The sequence below is a fragment of the Metabacillus sp. YM-086 genome (assembly GCF_048059995.1).
Taxonomy (GTDB): domain Bacteria; phylum Bacillota; class Bacilli; order Bacillales; family Bacillaceae; genus Metabacillus; species Metabacillus litoralis_B.
The window spans coordinates 1-1,579 of the sequence record NZ_JBLUOI010000168.1 but is presented as its reverse complement, the minus strand read 5'-3'; the positions used below and the strand labels follow the sequence as shown (position 1 = coordinate 1,579).

Below are 1,579 nucleotides of genomic sequence, written 5' to 3'. Positions count from 1 at the left end.
GTTTTTCAAAAACCAGTATTAATGCCTTGGATGACAGCACTGCAAAATATTGAAATGCCGTTGAACTTAGGTAAAGAAAAGGAATTTAATAAGAAATTACGTAGAGAGAAAGCAGAGAATGCATTGCAGCTTGTGGGATTGTATGACTTCAAAAACCATTACCCGCATCAACTTAGTGGAGGGATGCAGCAAAGGGTTGCTATAGCAAGAGCCCTTGCTGCTGAACCAACTATCCTCTTAATGGATGAACCTTTTGGTGCATTAGATGAATTTACTAGAGAAAAATTAAATTTCGAGCTCCTGCGGCTTTGGGAAAGTCCGGATAATGGGTTAAGTACAGTTGTAATGGTCACACATTCTATCCAAGAGTCTGTGATTATGTCTGATCGTATCGCTATGATGTCATCAAGACCTGCAGGGGTAGAAGAAATGATAGATGTTCCGTTACCTCGTCCAAGAGAGGTTGGTATGGAGGAGCACCCTGGCTTTTTTAAAACAGTGAAAGAGCTAAGAAGGAAGGTGAAACAACAATGATGAAAAGTGGTATAAAAAACACTGGATATCCCATTATCTTTGCGGTTGGAATTTTTATTCTTTGGGAAGTCGCTGTTCGGTCGTTTTCAATTCCAACATATTTACTGCCTGCACCATCCACTGTGATGCAGGAAATTGACGGTTCGCTAATGTCTCATATGTTGGTGACGTTATATGAGGCACTTGTTGGATTTCTATTAGCTAATATTTTAGGATTTACGACAGCTGTCATATTTGTTCATTCAAAACCAATAGAAAAAGGAATGTATCCATTAGCGATTGCCCTTAAAACAACACCGCTTGTTGCGTTAGCTCCACTATTAGTTGTTTGGTTAGGAACAGGCTATGAATCAAAAATTGTTGCTTCTATGCTCATTTGTTTTTTTCCTATTCTAGTGAATAGCGTAAAGGGCCTTAAAGCTATTGAACACGAAGCATGGGAATTATTCACAACCTATAAAGGAACGAAGTGGGAGATTTTTTGGAAGCTTAGATTACCGACAAGTCTACCATATGTGATGTCAGCATTAAAGATCTCAAGCTCCTTGGCAATTGTAGGTGCAATAGTTGGTGAGTTTGTAGGGGCGAACAAGGGGTTAGGTTACGTGGTTCTTACCTCCTCATACCACATGGATACACCGATTATGTTCTCTGCGATCTTCGCTTCTGCGCTTTGTGGCTTAGTATTATTTTGGACAATTAGCTGGCTAGAAAGGAAGTTAATATTTTGGCAAAGGATTGATGAAGTATGAAGTGTTCTGTGTTACGTGTTCCGGCAGCATCCCCAGATGATGTTAGTGGATTACAAGATTATATCGATAGAAGCATCCTTGACCCTTCGAAGGTGATCGCTGTTATGGGGAAAACGGAGGGGAATGGTTGTGTAAATGATTATACTCGTGGTTATGCAACAAGTTCGCTAAAGAATTTTTTTGAGAAATATAATGGCACATCTGCGGAGGGAATTTCTTTTGTTATGTCAGGTGGGACAGAAGGGATTTTAAGCCCGCATTTTACAATAGTGAGCAGAGATACAGAAAAATAT

At 39.7% G+C, this 1,579-nt stretch carries 3 protein-coding genes; all 3 read left to right on the top strand.

What is annotated here, in order from left to right; genetic code table 11:
- Positions 1-534 (top strand): ABC transporter ATP-binding protein (locus ACEWK1_RS27605; RefSeq protein WP_416636879.1); only part of this gene is annotated, 534 nt, incomplete at its 5' end.
- Complete coding sequence (locus ACEWK1_RS27600; RefSeq protein ID WP_416636878.1) at positions 531-1,286, top strand: ABC transporter permease; 756 nt, start codon at positions 531-533, stop codon at positions 1,284-1,286. The genes ACEWK1_RS27605 and ACEWK1_RS27600, both read left to right, overlap by 4 nt.
- A partial coding sequence (locus ACEWK1_RS27595) for a ring-opening amidohydrolase (RefSeq protein ID WP_416636877.1) occupies positions 1,283-1,579 on the top strand: 297 nt, incomplete at its 3' end. The genes ACEWK1_RS27600 and ACEWK1_RS27595, both read left to right, overlap by 4 nt.